Genomic DNA, 18,241 nt, shown 5'->3' with positions numbered 1-18,241 from the left:
TGTTTTTAGCATCCCCCGGAAACAAACAAACAAACAAACAAACAAACAAACAAACAAACACTGTTTAGTCAGTTCCTAATAATTATATAACAGAAGATTTAAATTTTATAAAAGGAATAAAGAGAATCGTTTTTAAATTTATACTATCCTTAAAAGAGGAAACTGCAAACTCTAAAAAATCAACTGAATAATCTTTAAAATACAAAATCATGACCGAGAAAAATTATGATCCGGACAACGAAAACTGTCCTGAAAAAGACATGGTAGAAAATATTCGGAATTTAAAAATTAATTCTGAAAAGAATAAAAATGCCCAGACTGCTGAAGAATTTATAAACGACAGTCCAAATCGGACTACGGGTAAAAACAGGCTGAATACTTATAATTCAGATTATAATGAGGAAAAAATCAATAGATAAAACAAAAGGCATGCATTTTTTAAAATGCATGCCTTTTGTTTTTTTTTAGACGGGCTATTATTTTATAGAACCAATAATATCATATTTGGTAATAATATGATAATTACCGTTTTTTAAATCTACTAAAACAGCATCATTTTCTTTGGTAAATAACTTTGAAACCTCTTCGATCGGAGTTCCTAATTTTACAATCGGAAATGGTTTTCCCATTACTTCCTTGATTGGTTTTTCGGCTACATTTTTATCGGCTACATAACTTCTAAACAAATCCGTTTCATCCACTGAACCTACAAAACCATTAATATCTACAACAGGAATCTGCGAAATTTTGTACTTACGCATACGCTCAATAGCATGCGAAACCAATTCTTCGGTACGAACTACGATCAGTTCTTTATCAATATGATCCTTGATAACGTCTTCTGCTTTTGTAATATTTTCATCCAGAAAACCGCGTTCACGCATCCAGTCATCATTAAACATTTTACCCACATACCGGCTTCCTGAATCATGAAATAATACTACGACAACATCATCAGGTTTAAAATGTTCTTTTAGCTGCAGCAATCCTTTTATACAAGCTCCGGCAGAGTTTCCAACAAAAATAGCTTCCTCCATAGCAATTTTTCTGGTATAAACAGCCGCATCTTTATCAGTAACTTTTGTAAATCCGTCAATGAGTGAAAAGTCAACATTTTTAGGCAAAATATCTTCTCCAATTCCCTCAGTGATGTACGAATAGATTTCGTTTTCATCAAAAATTCCGGTTTCATGATATTTTTTAAAAACAGAACCGTACGTATCGATTCCCCAAATCTTAATATTGGGGTTTTTCTCTTTTAAATATTTTCCAACTCCTGAAATAGTGCCACCTGTCCCTACTCCAACAACAAAATGCGTTATTTTACCATCTGTCTGTTTCCAGATTTCGGGCCCGGTTTGCTCGTAATGTGCCAGAGAATTCGATAAATTATCATACTGGTTTACATACCATGAATTGGGCGTTTCTTCAGCAAGACGTTTTGAAACCGAATAGTAAGATCTTGGATCTGTGGGTTCAACATCTGTAGGACAAACAACTACTTTGGCACCTACGGCACGCAAAATATCCATTTTTTCCTTAGACTGTTTATCAGAAATTACACAAATCAATTTATATCCTTTAATAATAGCTACCAGTGCCAGCCCCATCCCTGTATTTCCGGAAGTCCCTTCAATTATAGTTCCGCCTGGTTTTAAGCGCCCATCTGCCTCAGCGTCTTCCACCATTTTCACTGCCATTCTGTCTTTAACAGAATTCCCGGGATTAAAAGTTTCGACTTTTGCCAATACCAAGGCATCAATTTCAGCAACGACTTTATTTAGTTTTACTAAAGGTGTGTTGCCAATGGTTTCTAAAATAGTATTTGAAAAGTCCATTCTATCTGTGTTTAATTTTATTTTAATCGAAATTTTATTTTATTGGAAGAAATTCCAAACCAGTCCAAATCGGATAGTGAAATCACGATATGGATTATTTGGTGCTGCATAATAATTGTTGCCTGAAAAAGAAGAATTAAAATGTTCTGCTTTTAAATAAATTCGGGTTTGACGGATTCTTCCATTCAGGAAAAAATCAAAAGTTGGATAGCCACCAATCTCTTTGGTATTCTGAACAAAAAACTCTCCTATTACAGGATTATAATCGTTTGCGTAATATTTTGTAAAATAATTAAAAATAATCCCGGTCTGGATATACAGTGCCTTTTTAAAGAAATAGGTAGAATAATATAATGTATTTCTGGTTACAAAATCCGGAACATTTAAAATAGCCTCAGACTGATCTACTTTTTGGTATAAAAATGTATTATCTAAGCCAAATTTTCCAAATTTAAACTCTCTGTTTGCTTTAATAGATATGTAATTAATTGCATTTCCATATTGTGCCGGATTTATAATTTGAGTCCTATTTTCTGTCTGTTCAGGTGTTGAGACATCTTCAAAATATAAGTGATCGTTCAATACAGAATACTGAACCTCCCCATTAAGCCATGGTGTATAAATTTTTCCGCTAAACGAATTGATTTTTTCATTTTTAAAAGGATCACCCCAATTATACTGTATATAACTGCTTTGATACAGTTCATAATTATTATTTGGCAGTTTGCTTATGTTTTGGTAGCGAAAATCGAATTGGATTTTCTCGTTTAAATTATATCTCAGCTTGGCATCTAAATCTGAAATTGTCTCTTTTGTAATGGATCTTGTAAGTAAAAATCTTCCGTTCCATTTATTTTTTTGGTATTCGTATTGCGCACCAACATTATTAATTTCTCTATATAAATTATCATTAACAGCAACATTGCCCTCATTATCAAGAATGATACGGTAATATTTATAATTTGAACGGTAATCATCAATAAAGAAATTAAATTTTCCAAGAAGTGAATTCTCATACGCTACTCCTACTTTGTTATACAATTTTTCAAAACGGGTCTGGTCTTTAAGATTACTGGTAACATAAGATTCTCCAAACCTTTGAACAACTGTATTTCCTACGGTTGACAAAACTGTAGGCTGTTTGTATTCAAAAAATTTATTTTCGTAATTAAACTGATGTGTTACATACAAATTATTATTAGCCTGTTTAGGATTTATTCTGAAAGCGTGGTCAAAAAAAAGTCTTTTCCCTTTCAGGAAAGATTCGGCATCTGTCAGATAAACTTCCAGTCGCTGACGATTCGAGAAATTTGGATCTCCGCTTTCAAAATCTTCCGGGGTTGTAATTCCTCCATTTTCTTCATTTAAAACATCCTGATATGCATAATGGAGATATAAAATGTAACGTTTGTCAGTAGTATTATAACTGGCTCCAATTCTAAAATTTCCAATACTGGTTAACTGATTGATATATTTTCCTTCTGAACGTAAACCTCTGTATCCGATAAAAAAGTTAAGATTTTTGGATGTATTTAAAGTAATAAACGAATCGACATTTTGACCTTTTCCAACAGATGTATTAAAGAATAACTCGGTCAATGGTGTTGCAACGTGATAATAGTGAATCTCGCTGGCATCCATAAAATTAAAATGTTTTCCCCGAAAACCAATATCCGGATAGGGAGAAAAATCAGTCAGGCTATATTGTAAGGTATTGTAAGTTTGGCCAATATTTGAGAAAGGCAAAAGGCCAAAATTATCTCTTCTAAGATAATTTTGTTTATAAGCACTTTTTAATGTTAACGAAGTATCTACAATAGTTGTATCGTGCTCTATAGTAACAATTTGATATTGCTCAATTTTGGCTACAAGCACTTTTTTCTTTTTTACAGTATCCGTAATACTTGAATATTGCGAATTCATATCTAAATTCTTTTTAGGAGTTACTTCCTGAGAAAACAATAAAGAAGGCAGAACTAATAGATATAGAAAAAAAAGTATTCTCATTTGATAGCGTATGTATGTGTAATGATTTCGATAAAATTGCTAAAGCAAAGGTAAATTATAAATATGTATAAATAAAAAATCACATCAATTTATGCGACTGCTTTAGCAAATAGAATGAGAACGTATATTTTTACAGAAAATTTTATAATATTTGTGTTTTAAAAGTCAAAAGAAATGCTTCAGAAAAATTTTTCAGGATATGTCTTCGAAACCGGCACTGATGAAGCAGGAAGAGGTTGCCTGGCGGGACCGGTTACTGCTGCTGCTGTTATTTTACCTGCTGATTTTGAGCACTCTTTTTTAAATGACAGTAAACAATTATCTGAAAAAATAAGAGAATCTTTAAAACCCATTATCGAAGAAAACGCCGTATGCTTTGCTGTAACACATTTACATCCGGATGAGATTGACGAAATAAATATCCTGAATGCTTCGATGAAAGGAATGCAGGAATGTATTTTAAAATTAAAGCAGATCCCGGAGTTTATTATTGTTGACGGTAACCGCTCGCTAAATGCAAAATTAGGTCTGAAAAATACATTTGGAAAACAATTTTCAGCAACAGAAATCGATTTGCTAAAATCAATTCCTAATCAAAGCATTATAAAAGGAGATTCGAAATTTTTGAGCATCGCCGCAGCTTCTGTACTGGCAAAAACGTACCGGGATGAATTCATGAACGAAATTCATAAAGAATTCCCGATGTACAACTGGAAAAAAAACAAAGGCTATCCGACCAAAGAACATCGCGAAGCCATAAGAAAATATGGTACTACAAAATACCACCGAATGAGTTTCAGACTCTTACCGGAACAATTAGAACTGGAATTTTTTGAACAATAAAAAAGGCTTATCACAATGACAAGCCCATTACAAAAAAATTATCGGTTAAAACTGAAATTTATATCCAAAATCCGGTGAAAAACCAATTTGATCTTTTTGATTCACAGTATTTGTAAGCCGATTGTATTGTTTGGTAAAAACGTTAGTATTATTAGTAACATTTTGAAAATCAATATAAAATTGATGAAACCTTTTTTTGTTTTTACTATTTAACTTAATTCCAAACTTCACATCCCATCTCAGGTAAGGATCATATTGCCGGCTAAATGCATTTGCATCATCCCTGATTTCGTATCCAGCCGCATTTGAAGCTGCCAAATTAACCGGTGTATAATAACGACCTCCCGCTGTTGTAAACTTAGTATCAATCGAAAATACATTATTCTGATCTTTTCCTATTTTAAATTCTTTTCCTCCCAAAAGATTAATGACATAACCATTATTAAAAGGTGAGTTTCGTTCTATCCCATCGCTTCCTTTATATTTACTCTCAAAAACTGAAGTGGTGAACAAACCATAAAATCCCTGACTGAAAAATTTCTCTAAAGTGAATTCAACACCCTGATTATGACCTTTCCCGTTACTTATCAAAGAGGTCTTATCAATTGAATAGCCAAAATCTGCACCTTCTGTTAATGACGAATAACTACTCGGAGAAGATTCAACCGCTGCTTTATCAATTTGCTGATAATACAACTCAACTTTCCCTCTCCATTTATTGGCCAATTTAACATCATAGCCCAAAACATAATGCTCGCTCTTAACCAAATCTAAATTTTTGTTGGTTTGGACTCTGTCTCCATTTATATTTTCACTTAAAAATAAAATTGGAACAGGGACACTTTGATGATGTAATCCGTAACCAAAACTTATTGTATTTTTAGGATTTACAGCATATGATAAGGCACTTCTTGTTTCAAAAACAAATTGCTCATTAATTGAAAAATATTGGGCATGAATACCTCCGTTAAAAGTTAATTTTTCCATTAATCGAAATTGCCCCTGTGCAAATGGCTGTAAGATATTAAAATTCCCATCATTACGAATCAACTGAACCAAATCAGGATAACCGTCACCATCATTGTCCTGTTGTCTGTCCCTGGTTGCCAAATCTGCATTAAGCGTATAATTTTCAAATAATAAACCCGCCCGGATTGTTATCTTTTTATTCAGTTTTGAATTGAAAAGAGTAGAAAAAGTGATTCTGCTTTCAGAATTGTCTATGTCCGAAAATCTTAATTTATTTTCTGATGGTGTATCGTAATTATAATAGCGGTCATTTTTATAAGTATTCCCGGAATTTGCAAATCCAATAATTGTTTTTAACGATGAATTGCTTCCAATATCTAAATTATGTTTTAATCCTATTGATCCAAATGAAGAAGTTACGAAACCATCTTCGTCCTGAGCTGCAAAAGGATCTTCTTTATTAATATTTTCTCCTAAAAAATCAATTTTTGAAGTCCCATATATCCCAAAAAGAGAAAAATTTCCTAATTTACTTTTTCCAAAAGCCACATTAAAACTAATATCGCTGTAATTAGGCTGAGCAGTGGTTCCGGCCAGTCCCAGAATCCCAACAAAACCATATCTTGCAGCTGCCACGAACGAGCCTCCTTTTTTACCCAGCGGCCCTTCTGCCATAAATTCTAATCCGGGATATGCGCCTGCACTTATCATGTATTCATATTCATCAGGATTTCCTTTTCTGAAACCTAAATCAAAAACTCCGGCAATTGCATTACCGTATTCAGCCGGAAAGGCAGAAGTCATAAAATCAGAATTCGCCAGAAGGTTCGGATTTAAAGCAGAAACAGGTCCACCTGTAGTTCCTAAAGTTGCGAAGTGATTTGGATTTGGAACCGGCATTCCTTCAATACGCCACAACATTCCGGAAGGAGAGTTTCCACGAACCACGATATCATTTCGGCTATCATCACCTGTTGAAACTCCTGCGAAATTTGAAACCAGACGCGCAACGTCACTTCTCCCACCTGAAAACCTTGTAACTTCTTCGGGACTAAACTGTTTTGTAGAAACTATAGCCATTTTATTTATAGCTTTAGCTTTATTGGATCCGGAAGTAACTACAATTTCATCTAATGCATTGAATTGTTCCATCATTGGAATAGTCAGCAGATTCTCTTTTCCTGTAGTAATATCAAGATCAGAAACTGATGTACTTTCATATCCTGTTAAACTTATCGAAATGCTTTGCCTTCCCAGCGGAATTCCGAATAACTTAAAATTTCCTTCTTTATCAGATGTGGTTTGATTTTCATCATTTCCGATGAGCGTAATAACCGCCTCAGAAATTGGTTTTTCAGATTGTTTATCAATTATTTTTCCTTTGACAACTCCTGTCTGGGCAAAAGAAGTTAAACCAAGAAGGCTTAAAATAATCAAAAATATTTTTTTCATTTTTTACTTTACTTTATAGTTATTAAAGCAAATGTAAAAAGAGGGTTTTTCTTAAAAATTGACTCAGGTTAAGATTTATTATTTAAGGTTAGACGCGTTCTTATTCTGCTTAAACTCTCCGGTTTTACCCCTAAATAACTTGCAATATATTTGAGAGAAACTCTTTCGACAACCTTTGGGTAGTTTTTTATAAATCTAAGATATCTATCTTCATGAGACAATAATGACATGAACTTATTTCTTCCTGTTAAACCCTGAATGGTTCGCTGCATCATAATCCTTAAAAAATTATTAAAAACTGGATACTCAGAAACTAATTTATCAAAATCTTTTTTATAAGCTAAATAAAAGCGGCAATCTTCCAAAGCTTCAATATTCATCATGGAAGGTTTTTCATATAAGAAACTTTCAAAATCAGAATACCATTCGTTTTCAAAGAAAAAATTTACTGTTGATTCTGTTCCATCAACCGAATAATAACAACGAATACATCCCTCTTCTACAAAAAAACCAAAATTGCAAAAATCTCCCTCAAACAAAAGATGCTCATTTTTTTTGATTGTTTTAGGCTTTAGTATACTTTTAAAAGCAAGACTCTCTTTTTCATTAAATTCCATGAATCCGGATAAATCGGTAATTACGCTTTGCATAAATTTGTGGTTTAGAAATAATGTAGTTTCAGTTCTAAAAAAGATTACGTTAAAACACTATTAAAGAGAATTTATCAAAATAGTTATATCGAAAATTTAGCATCTGCATACTTTAATTTACGAGTTGCTTTATTATTTAATTAGCTTACTGTCTCGATTTAGTTTTATGAATTAACCGTTATGGATTTTTGTAAGCTTACGCTTTTTCTTATAGATTGTTCTTTTATTTTATGGATTAGCTATTATTACAAAAATACACTTACTGAAAATATTAGAAATCACTATAAATAATGATTTAATTGAGTTTTTAAAAAAAAGAGGATTCTAAAAATTCATGATTGTTTTTATTTCTAAATGATAAAAAGAGGATCTGTTACAAAAGAGATTCAATTTATAATTACCCAACTTTTATTAAAAAAGCTGCTTAATCTTACTTTTATATTCATAAGTACTTTTGTCTGAAACACTGTCTGCCTCATCACAAAAATTCTAATTCACTGGTAAAACTATATTGTTACTTTCTGCTTTTCAAAAATTCTGCAAATTGTTTCGTATCAAAATAAAATGGCCTAATAGCAGTAATTTTTCCGTTTTTTAAATCAAAATGTTCCGAGATTGGCATCGAAAGTGTTTTGCCTGACTTTTTTGACTTACAATTTATGGTAAAATAAATAATAACTTCCTTTTTGGAAGCATCACTAAAATAAACAGGCTCTTTTTCTATCTGAAAATCAAAGAACTCGGCTGATTTTGCAAACATTTTGGTCCATTCATTAAAGCCTTTATAAGTTCCTCCATAAGGCAAACCTTCTGCCTGATTATAAATTGCATCGTCATCGATTAAAGCTGCTATGGTATTCAAATCCTTTGTTTTAAAAAGACCTTCAAAATATTGTGCTACCACTTTAAAATTCTCTTCTTCCAGATTTTTCAAAATATCAGCCTCAGACAAAGCTGCATCCTTATCCCAAAAACTGATAATTTTACTCACCTGTCCTTTTCCGTTTAATCTGGCAAACTCACGACCGGCCATTATCAGCTTATTTTTAGAATCCTGAATCTTCCAGTCCCAGGTCACATAATTGTCTTTTACCGTTTTTGCCCCGGAAGTTAGTACAGCATCCGGATTTTTTTTATAAAACTCATTGATGACATTATTAAATGCAGCTATCCCTTTTATAGAAGCAGAAGGATCTTCGAAAGTGCTGTCCTCGAGCCAAATCGTTTTTATTAATTTTAATCTGGTGTCATTATTGCGTTCCTGCCAGACTTTTTCATAAATCGTAACCGGATATAATTTTTCCTTCTTTTGAGCCAGAAGAGCATTACACAAAAAAAGAATACAGATGAAGTAAATTTTTCTCATAAGTCAGACAAATTAGATTAATAAAACTTTACAATAAAGCATTTACTCAAATTTAGCATAAATACAGAAAAGAATTACAATACTTTCATAATTTGTTATTTATTCAAAATTATACAAGGTTGAAAAAACCTTACAGGAACATTAACTGATATAATTTATTTGTAAACAAGTTCTGTGCTGTATTAATCGAACTAAGGTTATAAGAAATCCATTTTATAATTTTTATCATTTGGATTAAATACTATTTTCTATCAAAAAACAGTGACTAATTTTATAACATAATGCTGTTTTGTTTTAGATAATCGGCCTTATGTTATATAAATTAAAAGCAGAGGAAAAGAATTTTAAATAGAAAAGAGACAATCAATTATGAAAATTGTTGTCTCTTTTAATTTTTTATTACTACTTATATTTTTTAAAGCTGTCTTTAAATAAATTCAGCCTCAAACAAATTAGTCAAATGTTTGATGATTTTAGCTTTCACTTCCTCTTCGCCTACCTTTTCTACTCCAAGTTCAACGTTTAAAGATGTAACCGCTTTACCACGAATTCCACACGGAATAATATTGTCAAAATACCCCAAATCTACATTTACATTTAAGGCAAAGCCGTGCATGGTTACCCAGCGTGAAGCACGCACACCCATAGCGCAGATTTTACGTGCAAATGGAGTTCCAACACCAAGCCAGACTCCGGTTTCTCCATCGCTTCGTCCACATTCTAAGCCATATTCGTTCAGGGTTAAAATAATGGCTTCTTCGAGAAAACGTAAATATTTATGAATATCTGTAAAAAAGTTCTCTAAATCCAGAATCGGATAACCTACAATTTGTCCGGGACCGTGATAGGTAATATCTCCGCCACGATTGATTTTATAAAAGGATGCTCCTTTTGCTTCGAGCTGTTTTTCGTTTAATAATAAATTTTCGAGATCACCGCTTTTACCTAAAGTATACACATGCGGATGTTCTACAAAAAGCAGATAATTTGGAGTTTCTAAATCCAGTTCTTCTCTTCTGTTTTTAATTTTTAAATCGACTATATCCTTAAAAAGTTCTTCCTGATATTCCCAGGCCGATTTATAATCTTTACTTCCTAAATCCTGAAGTTGAATTTTTTTGTTCATTTTAATTATTTTTCAAACTCAACATCAAAGTTTAGTTTGTCAGGATTCTCCATATAATCCGTGAAAGGGTATTGAATTGTAATTGTTTTTCTGTCCTCACTAAATAAAGCATTCGGATTTGAAACTTTCTTTATTTTTTTAGGAAAATGATATTTTACGATATAATTAGAAGAGGCAAAGATCATTTTTGACATATCTGCTGTCGAATCATTCGCTTTTTCAGTCAGTTTTTGTTTGTCTATTATTGCCTTACGGGTAAATTTCTTTCCGTTATATGTATAGCTTAGTTTACTTTTATTATCACCTAGACCTGCAAAAGGAGTTGATGGATTTGCTCCTCCTTCCAGCTTTTGAAGAGTATTCATCGACTGTAGTACGTCCTGCAGTTCATTTACACTTTTAAAATCAGTAGCAATGTTCATTAAAAACTGTTTTTGCTCTCCGTTCATTTTTATATTGAAAACAAAATTCTCCAGTTTTTTAATTTCTTTTTGAGCTTCGGGAGATAACTTTGAGATACTGTCTTGTTTTTCTGCAATTAGCTGTTTAAAAGTAAAAGTAGAGTCCATGGATTTTTTAGTATCTGCTCCCATCTGGCTGCCTATCTGGTCTCCAGCCATTGCCATTAAAGACGAACCATCCATATCTACAGAAAATTTGCCTGTTCCGTTATCATTGATGGTTATATTTTCAGTAAAAGTGCAGCTTGTAAGTGTTGCCAATAAAAAAGAAAAACTAAGTAATTTATATAATTTCATCATGGTTAATTTTTTATCAAAGATACGAACTTTTTTAAGCTACTAAGATTATGAGATTCTAAGTTGCTAAGTTTTACAACTAACTCAACGTTTTATTACTAACACTTCTACTAAAATGTCTTTTGAAAATAAAAATTTCTAATCTAGCCCCGATAGAAGTGAAAATCCTTTTATGCCGGTGTTCGGCATAAAAGATTGTAACGAATAGCGGGACAAAAGATAATTAAGAAACGTTTTTTCTGCTTCTAATAAAAAACATTGCTCTTTTCTAAAACTTTAGACTTTATGACTTTGCAACTTTGCGACTTAAAAACTATCTTTGCACACTTAAAAAAAGAGCACAAAATGGCATTATCAGAACAAGAAATCATCAGAAGAGAAAAACTTCAAAACTTACGCAACTTAGGAATCAATCCTTATCCGGCTAATCTTTTTCCTGTAAATCATACTTCGAAGCAGATAAAGGAAACGTTTGAAGAAGGCAAGAAGGTGATCGTTGCGGGACGTTTGATGAGTGTTCGTGATCAGGGTAAAGCTTGTTTTGCTGAATTGCAAGACAGCGAAGGACGTATTCAATTGTACGTGAACCGTGATGTTTTGTGCGAAGGTGACGATAAAACGTTGTACAATCAGGTTTTCAAAAAATTAACCGATTTAGGTGATTTTATTGGAATTGAAGGTGAGTTGTTTACTACACAGGTTGGTGCAAAATGTATTCGTGCGACTGGTTTTACTTTTTTGAGTAAAACATTACGCCCGTTACCTCTACCAAAAGTGGACGAGGAAGGAAATATACATGATGCGTTTAACGATGCTGAATTGCGTTACAGAATGCGCTATGTGGATTTAACAGTGAATCAGCACGTTAAAGAAACTTTTCTAAAACGTACCAGATTATTTACTGCTATGCGCGGTTATTTTAATGATGCAGGTTATCTTGAAGTAGAAACTCCGGTTTTACAGCCCATTGCAGGCGGTGCTTCGGCAAGACCTTTTATTACACACCATAATTCGCTTGATATTCCGCTTTACATGCGTATTGCGAACGAATTGTATTTGAAAAGATTAATTGTTGGTGGATTTGAAGGTGTTTATGAATTCTCTAAAAACTTTAGAAATGAAGGAATGGACAGAACGCATAATCCTGAGTTTACTGCAATGGAAATATATGTAGCCTACAAAGACTACAACTGGATGATGGAATTTGCTGAAGGCTTGCTTGAGCATTGTGCGATTGCCGTTAACGGAACCAGCGAAGTTACTTTTGGCGAGCATAAAATCAACTTTAAAGCGCCTTATGCACGTGTGACGATGACAGATTCTATCAAACATTTTACCGGATTTGATATTTCGGGAAAAACTGAACAGGAATTGTTTGAAGCTGCACGCGGAATGGGAATCGAGGTTGACAACACTATGGGTAAAGGAAAACTGATTGATGAGATTTTTGGAGCGAAATGCGAAGGAAATTATATTCAGCCAACTTTTATTACTGATTATCCAAAAGAAATGTCTCCGCTTTGTAAAGAGCACCGTGATAATCCAGACTTAACTGAGCGTTTTGAATTAATGGTTTGCGGAAAGGAAATCGCCAATGCTTATTCTGAATTAAATGACCCAATTGACCAACGTGAGCGTTTTGAAGACCAAATGCGTCTTTCTGAAAAAGGTGACGATGAAGCAAACGGAATTATCGACGAGGATTTCTTAAGAGCCCTTGAATACGGTATGCCTCCAACATCCGGAATGGGAATTGGAATGGATCGTTTGATTATGTATTTAACAAATAACGCTTCTATCCAGGAAGTTTTATTGTTCCCGCAAATGCGTCCGGAGAAAAAACAAACAGTTGAACTTTCTGATGAAGAGAAATTCATCCTAGACTTATTGAAAGGAAATGACAATAAAATGGACCTTCAGCAATTAAAAATTACGGCAAATTTAAGCGGTAAAAAATGGGATGCGTCTATGAAAAATTTATCTAAACACGGTTTGACTAAGGTTGCCGTGGAGGGTGAGTTTAAGTTTGTGGAATTGGTGGGGTAAATTCCTCTAAAATCATATAAAAATTTAAAAAGGAGCTTTTATTGAAGCTCCTTTTTCATATATAAATATTTTCCTTAATTTTGAAAACATGGAAAGAGCAAAACTTATTGTTAAAAATTTCGGCCCTCTAAAAGATATTGATATCGAAGTTAGAGAAATGGTTACTTTTATTGGGGCGCAGGCTTCTGGGAAGAGTACTTTGGCTAAATTAATTTCGATATTAGAAGATGAAAATTTTAGACGAGATAGTAAAATTCCATTTGAGCAGGAATTAAATAAATATAATATGAAATCATTTACCAATGATAAGACTTTTATTAGTTACTCAAAAGGAGACTATAGTTTTACATTGAACAATAATGAATATTCAAAAACAAATCCAAGAGAGTTAATTAAAGAACAATTTGTAATTTTCTTAAAAAATAGCAAATCAAATAAGGAAAGTCAAAATGAAAAATTCAAAAACCTTCTAAAACATGATTTGATATCTAATTGGAAAAATCAATTTACTCCACAAATAGTTAACGATATTTTTAAAAAACTAAATGATTATTTCAATGACGGAACCAAATCGTATGAAATTCCAATTGTAGATTTTTTTCTGTATTATGAAAATATACTAATAGAATATGGTATTAATATTAAATTTGACTCATTATACATTCCTTCTGAAAGAAATTTTTTACACCTAATTATTGAACATACTTTAGGTTTAATTAATAACAATATTCAAATCCCAAAACATCTTTTAGAAATTGGTCAAGAATACGAAAAAGCAATTCATACTATTAAAGAATTGCCTTTAACTATTATCAATAAAAATTTCAGATATCAAAGAGAAGGAAAAACATCCTACATATATCATAATGAAAATGAAAAAGTTGACTTATTAGAATCTGCTTCTGGATTACAATCCATAATTCCAATTTTACTTTTAGTAGAATATTCCAAATCATTAAAAGAAGAATACAATTTCAATTTTGTAGTTGAAGAACCTGAGTTAAATTTATACCCAAAAGCACAACATGAATTGATTAAATATTTAGTTAAAAACTGTTTGTTTGACAGAAAGAATTTAATCCTTACAACTCATAGCCCTTTTGTTTTAGCATCTATAAACAATTTATTATTAGCTTATGATAAGGGACAAAAAAATCCAAAAGAAGTAAATAAAATTATAAAAAAAGAGTCCTGGCTAAATCCTAAAAACTTTATTGCTTACGAATTGAAAAACGGCAAGGCAAAAAAAATCATGAATGATAAATTAGGACAGATTTCTGAAAATATGATTGATGGTGTTTCAGATGCTTTTGCTAATGAATTTGACAAATTGCTTGATTTATGATTCAAAGTCTTAGAGAAGCATTCCCTAATATTGAAGCCAATTGTTTAAAAACAATCACGGACAAACATACATTTGTTTTTGAAGCTGAAACCGTTTTATTTGTCTCATCAAAAGAATCCTGGCATTTACATATTGAAAATAAGTCAAATGCAGAATTCTATTTCATTCAAAATGATGATTGCGTTATGAAAAAGGTGAAAGGCGGCCAATGTGATTATGTTATTTGTAATAATCAGGATGTGTTTTTTACAGAAGTTAAAGTTGCCAAAGGAAATCAGGCGAATCACAGGAAAGATGCTTATTCTCAGTTAGAAAACACATTTAAGTATTATTCAAAATTGATAGATTTTGATCCTTACAGCCTTAATGCCGTAGTTTGTTTTCCAAGTAAAAGAAGAATTGTAAGTGCGAGTAAATCCACAAAAAGGAAAGAATTTAAAGATGCTTACAAACTAAATCTTATTGAAAGCAATTATATTTCTTTTGAATAAAAACCCCTATGGCTTTTAAAACCTGTGCAGTCTGCAAACCTTTTTAAACCAGCAAAGCCGCTTTGTTTTCAGTAGTATTCTGACTCAACAAAGATTTTATATTATTAAAAGTCACCAAAGCAATCTGCGTTAAAGCTTCATTGGTAAAAAATGCCTGATGTGCCGTTACTAACACATTTGGAAAACTCATTAATCTTTGAATTGCATCGTCCTGAATTATATCTGCTGATAAATCCCTAAAGAACAGTTTCTCTTCCTGTTCGTAAACATCAATCCCCAAGTAACCAATTTTCCCTTCTTTTAAACCCTGAATTATACAGGCAGTTTCAATTAATCCGCCACGGCTTGTATTGATAATCATTACGTGATCTTTCATCAAAGCGATTGATTTTTCATTGATAACATGCTTGGTTTGCTCATTTAACGGGCAGTGAAGTGAAATAATATCACTTGATTTAAAAATAGTCTCTAAAGACACAAATTCAACTCCATCCTTCTCCATTTCAGAGTTTGTCACAATATCATACGCTAAAACTTTACAGCCAAAGCCCAAGACAATTTTCGCAAAAGCTTTTCCGATATTTCCTGTTCCGATAATTCCGATTGTTTTTCCGAATAAATCGAAACCTAACAATCCGTTTAACGAAAAGTTTTGTTCACGGACTCTGTTGTAGGCTTTGTGTGTTTTTCGGTTTAATGTTAAAATCATTGCCATTGCATGTTCTGCAACAGCTTGTGGTGAATACGCCGGAACACGGCACACCTTTAAATTGTATTTTTTGGCTGCTTCTAAATCGACATTATTAAATCCGGCACAGCGCAATGCAATAATTTTCACATTCTTTTCTGCCAATTGTTTGATAACTGCTTCATTTACAATATCGTTGACAAAAACACATACAATTGCTGCATTTTCGATTAAAATAACCGTCTGCGGATTTAGCTGTGTTTCATAAAAATCTAACTGATAACCAAAAACATTGTATTTATTAAAAAAGATTTTATCATAGGGCTGTGTAGAAAAAATAGCAATTTTGTTTGTTGCTGAACTCATACTAACGAATTTTTAAATGTGTTATAAGCGTGATACATTATTCAAATTAAGCAAATAATTCCGTCATTTCATCACCATCACGAAAACCTTTTAAAAAAAATATTCAATTTGTTAAAGAATCTATAATTCTGAGGATCAGATTAAACCTATTTAACTTGATAAAGTCTAAATGATATAACCTTAAAAAAACAAATCATGAAAAAATTATTTATGGCAGCTTTATTATTCGTTGGAGTAGCAAGTTTTGCCCAGGATGGCGATGCCGAGATGGATCAAAAACCAATGCGCGAACAAAGAGAGCGATTAACTCCGGAACAGCGTAATGAAAAACAACTGAAAAAACTAACTTCTGAATTGACTTTAGATGCAAAACAACAAGAGAAAGTAAAGCAATTGATTGCTGAAAGAAGTGCTAAGACGGAAAAATTAAGAGAAGCCCGAAAAGAGCAAAGAGAAAAAGGCACAAAACTAACTGCTGAACAGAGAGAAGCCTTCAAAAAAGAAATGACAGCAGAAATGAATGCAAATGACACTAAAATGAAAGAAATCTTAACTGCCGATCAATACACAAAATGGAAAAAAAATCAGGAGGAAAATAAAGACAAGGTAAGAGATAAAATGAGAGAACGCAAAAATGACAACCTATAACATTAAAACAAGAAAGAGGCCCGAAAGCCTCTTTCTTTATTATTAAAAAGTTTTAGAAACCTTATCAATTGCATTAATCGTAAAATCTAAATCTTCATAAGTTAAAGCATCTGTAATAAACCAGGTTTCGTATGCTGATGGCGCAATATAAACGCCTTCCTGCAACAAACCGTGGAAGAATTTCTTAAACGTTTCGTTATCGCCTTTTGCAGCTGTTTGAAAATCCGTAACCGGATTTGCATCAAAATGTACAGAAATCATTGAACCAACTCTGTTGATTGTAAAGACAATATTATTCGCTTTTAAAACCCTGTCAATTCCTACTTCCAGATAAGCTGTTTTTTCTTCTAATCGGGTAAAAATTTCAGGATCATTATTTAAAGATTGCAGCATCGCTAATCCGGCAGCCATTGCCAGCGGATTCCCTGATAATGTTCCAGCCTGATAAACCGGACCAAGAGGTGCTAACTGATTCATAATTTCTGCACGGGCTGCAAAAGCTCCAACCGGAAGTCCTCCTCCAATTACTTTTCCGAAAGTGACAATATCAGCATTAATGTTATACAATTCCTGAACTCCACCGCGAGCTAAACGAAAACCGGTCATTACCTCATCAAAAATCAATAAAATTCCGTTTGCTGTACACAATTCTCTTAAACCTTCCAGAAAACCTTTTTGAGGTGGAATACACCCCATATTTCCTGCAACGGCTTCGATAATAATGGCTGCGATTTCGCCTTTATTAGCTTCAACTAAAGTCTTTACATTCTCTAAATCATTGTATTTCGCCAATAACGTATCTTTTGCAGTTCCTTCTGTAACTCCGGGACTGTTTGGTGAGCCAAAAGTTACGGCTCCACTTCCGGCCTGAATCAAAAAGGAATCTGAATGTCCGTGGTAACAGCCTGCAAATTTGATGATTTTATCTCTTTTTGTAAAGCCGCGTGCGAGACGAATCGCACTCATACAAGCCTCTGTACCTGAGTTTACAAAACGGATTTTATCAATATTCGGAACCATTGAAACGGCTAAAGCTGCTATTTCTGTTTCCAGTTCTGTTGGCATTCCAAAAGAAGTTCCCCGTTTTGCTTTTTCGATTACAGCATCCACAACCGGCTGATACGCATGACCCAAAACCATTGGTCCCCAGGAGTTGATATAATCGATTAATTTATTTCCGTCTTCATCAAATAAATAAGCTCCTTTAGCACTTTTTACGAATATCGGAGTTCCACCCACGGCTTTAAATGCTCTAACCGGTGAATTTACGCCACCCGGAATTACTTTTTCTGCTTCAGCAAAAAGCTGACTACTTCTTTTATAAATCATTTTTTTTGAGATTATTAGGTCTTTAGACTTCTTAGATTATTAGATTTAAAAATTACAAACTAAGATTTCTGTCTTTTATATATTCATTAAAATATTTCTGTTCGATTTGTTCTTCTTTCGAAAGGTCTTCAAATTTTAAGTCGGACATTCCTTGAGGAGAGTAAAATTCCCATTTCCAAATTGGGCTATGTTTTATGAAAAAATGATTTTCTCTAAATTCATCATGACGATAAACTCCGCAAAAAAATCGAATTGTTATCGATATTGCCAAAATAAAAACTCCAATTACGATTTTGTTTTTCATTAATATTTTACAACT

General features: G+C 32.8%; 16 protein-coding genes. 6 read left to right on the top strand and 10 right to left on the bottom strand.

Annotated features, from left to right (window positions below):
• Positions 1 to 209 precede the first annotated feature (209 nt).
• Entirely contained in the window at positions 210 to 419 is a 210-nt protein-coding gene (locus BXU10_RS12345; protein ID WP_078227569.1) for a hypothetical protein, read from the top strand.
• A 57-nt stretch (positions 420 to 476) separates the two neighbouring features.
• On the opposite strand, the gene BXU10_RS12340 is transcribed toward BXU10_RS12345, so the two are convergent.
• Both BXU10_RS12340 and BXU10_RS12335 read right to left on the bottom strand, forming a co-directional pair.
• The gene (locus tag BXU10_RS12340) at positions 477 to 1,838 is read right to left on the bottom strand and encodes a pyridoxal-phosphate dependent enzyme (RefSeq protein ID WP_078227568.1); all 1,362 of its coding nucleotides are present in this window, start codon (positions 1,836 to 1,838) and stop codon (positions 477 to 479) included.
• 39 nt (positions 1,839 to 1,877) lie between these two features.
• Positions 1,878 to 3,845, bottom strand: a complete 1,968-nt coding sequence (locus tag BXU10_RS12335; RefSeq protein ID WP_078227567.1) for a putative porin — start codon at positions 3,843 to 3,845, stop codon at positions 1,878 to 1,880.
• A gap of 174 nt (positions 3,846 to 4,019) precedes the next feature.
• Here BXU10_RS12335 and BXU10_RS12330 point away from each other — a divergent pair, with 174 nt between their 5' ends.
• Entirely contained in the window at positions 4,020 to 4,688 is a 669-nt protein-coding gene (locus BXU10_RS12330) for a ribonuclease HII (RefSeq protein ID WP_078227566.1), read from the top strand.
• A 45-nt stretch (positions 4,689 to 4,733) separates the two neighbouring features.
• Here BXU10_RS12330 and BXU10_RS12325 read toward each other — a convergent pair whose 3' ends face one another.
• The 5 genes from BXU10_RS12325 to BXU10_RS12305 form a co-directional block, all read right to left on the bottom strand.
• Positions 4,734 to 7,109, bottom strand: coding sequence for a TonB-dependent receptor (locus BXU10_RS12325; protein WP_078227565.1), 2,376 nt, complete (start codon positions 7,107 to 7,109; stop codon positions 4,734 to 4,736).
• Between the two features lie 68 nt (positions 7,110 to 7,177).
• Entirely contained in the window at positions 7,178 to 7,759 is a 582-nt protein-coding gene (locus BXU10_RS12320) for a Crp/Fnr family transcriptional regulator (RefSeq protein WP_078227564.1), read from the bottom strand.
• Between the two features lie 514 nt (positions 7,760 to 8,273).
• On the bottom strand, positions 8,274 to 9,125 hold the full coding sequence (locus tag BXU10_RS12315; RefSeq protein WP_078227563.1) for a nuclear transport factor 2 family protein: 852 nt from the start codon (positions 9,123 to 9,125) through the stop codon (positions 8,274 to 8,276).
• 427 nt (positions 9,126 to 9,552) lie between these two features.
• Complete coding sequence (gene lipB / locus BXU10_RS12310; RefSeq protein WP_078227562.1) at positions 9,553 to 10,251, bottom strand: lipoyl(octanoyl) transferase LipB; 699 nt, start codon at positions 10,249 to 10,251, stop codon at positions 9,553 to 9,555.
• Between the two features lie 5 nt (positions 10,252 to 10,256).
• Positions 10,257 to 11,012, bottom strand: a complete 756-nt coding sequence (locus BXU10_RS12305) for a hypothetical protein (protein ID WP_223255426.1) — start codon at positions 11,010 to 11,012, stop codon at positions 10,257 to 10,259.
• Positions 11,013 to 11,354: 342 nt separating this feature from the next.
• Between BXU10_RS12305 and lysS the strand changes: the two genes are divergently transcribed.
• From lysS to BXU10_RS12290, 3 genes are all read left to right on the top strand, one after another.
• Positions 11,355 to 13,055 (top strand): lysine--tRNA ligase, encoded by a 1,701-nt coding sequence (lysS, locus tag BXU10_RS12300; protein WP_078227986.1) that lies wholly within the window; start codon positions 11,355 to 11,357, stop codon positions 13,053 to 13,055.
• Between the two features lie 88 nt (positions 13,056 to 13,143).
• Positions 13,144 to 14,400, top strand: a complete 1,257-nt coding sequence (locus BXU10_RS12295) for an AAA family ATPase (protein WP_078227560.1) — start codon at positions 13,144 to 13,146, stop codon at positions 14,398 to 14,400.
• Complete coding sequence (locus BXU10_RS12290; protein ID WP_031456807.1) at positions 14,397 to 14,891, top strand: hypothetical protein; 495 nt, start codon at positions 14,397 to 14,399, stop codon at positions 14,889 to 14,891. Before BXU10_RS12295 ends, BXU10_RS12290 begins: the two co-directional genes overlap by 4 nt.
• Positions 14,892 to 14,934: 43 nt before the next feature.
• Here the strand turns inward: BXU10_RS12290 and BXU10_RS12285 are convergent, their stop codons facing one another.
• Positions 14,935 to 15,945 carry a 2-hydroxyacid dehydrogenase gene (locus BXU10_RS12285; protein ID WP_078227559.1) on the bottom strand — a complete coding sequence of 337 codons (1,011 nt, stop codon included), beginning with the start codon at positions 15,943 to 15,945 and terminating at the stop codon, positions 14,935 to 14,937.
• Positions 15,946 to 16,140: 195 nt separating this feature from the next.
• Here BXU10_RS12285 and BXU10_RS12280 point away from each other — a divergent pair, with 195 nt between their 5' ends.
• Complete coding sequence (locus BXU10_RS12280; protein ID WP_078227558.1) at positions 16,141 to 16,593, top strand: hypothetical protein; 453 nt, start codon at positions 16,141 to 16,143, stop codon at positions 16,591 to 16,593.
• A gap of 42 nt (positions 16,594 to 16,635) precedes the next feature.
• Here the strand turns inward: BXU10_RS12280 and hemL are convergent, their stop codons facing one another.
• Positions 16,636 to 17,922, bottom strand: coding sequence for a glutamate-1-semialdehyde 2,1-aminomutase (gene hemL, locus BXU10_RS12275; protein WP_078227557.1), 1,287 nt, complete (start codon positions 17,920 to 17,922; stop codon positions 16,636 to 16,638).
• Between the two features lie 52 nt (positions 17,923 to 17,974).
• Positions 17,975 to 18,226, bottom strand: coding sequence for a hypothetical protein (locus BXU10_RS12270; protein ID WP_078227556.1), 252 nt, complete (start codon positions 18,224 to 18,226; stop codon positions 17,975 to 17,977).
• Positions 18,227 to 18,241: the final 15 nt, after the last annotated feature.

This window comes from Flavobacterium sp. LM4 (assembly GCF_002017935.1).
Lineage (GTDB): Bacteria > Bacteroidota > Bacteroidia > Flavobacteriales > Flavobacteriaceae > Flavobacterium > Flavobacterium chungangense.
This window is presented reverse-complemented; position numbering and strand designations above follow the sequence as displayed.